Origin of the sequence: Stenotrophomonas sp. SrG, assembly GCF_050031795.1 — a bacterium.
GTDB classification, from domain to species: Bacteria; Pseudomonadota; Gammaproteobacteria; order Xanthomonadales; family Xanthomonadaceae; genus Stenotrophomonas; species Stenotrophomonas rhizophila_A.
Window position 1 is genome coordinate 1 of the sequence record NZ_JBNBBE010001344.1, and the last position, 235, is coordinate 235.

At 77.0% G+C, this 235-nt stretch carries 1 protein-coding gene; it reads right to left on the minus strand.

The features are described 5' to 3' along the window. Positions 1-235 (minus strand): hypothetical protein (locus tag ACQG3P_RS23785; RefSeq protein WP_426806425.1); only part of this gene is annotated, 235 nt, incomplete at both ends.

Sequence of the window (235 nt, forward strand, 5' to 3'; positions counted from 1 at the left end):
CCGCCGTCTCCGTTGTCCAGCGTGTCGGCCACCTGCACCGTGGTGGCGGCGGGGCCGGGGGCGACGATGCTGCCGCCCCGGTTGTCCAGCGACTGCGCGGTGAGGTCGAGCTGGGCGGCGGCCAGCGCGGCGCCGCGATGGTCCACCGCACCGGCGCTGAGGGTTACCGCGCAGGCGGTGCCGATGCGGCCGTCCTGTCCGTCCAGGCGGCCGGTGGTGATCGACAGCCCGCCGC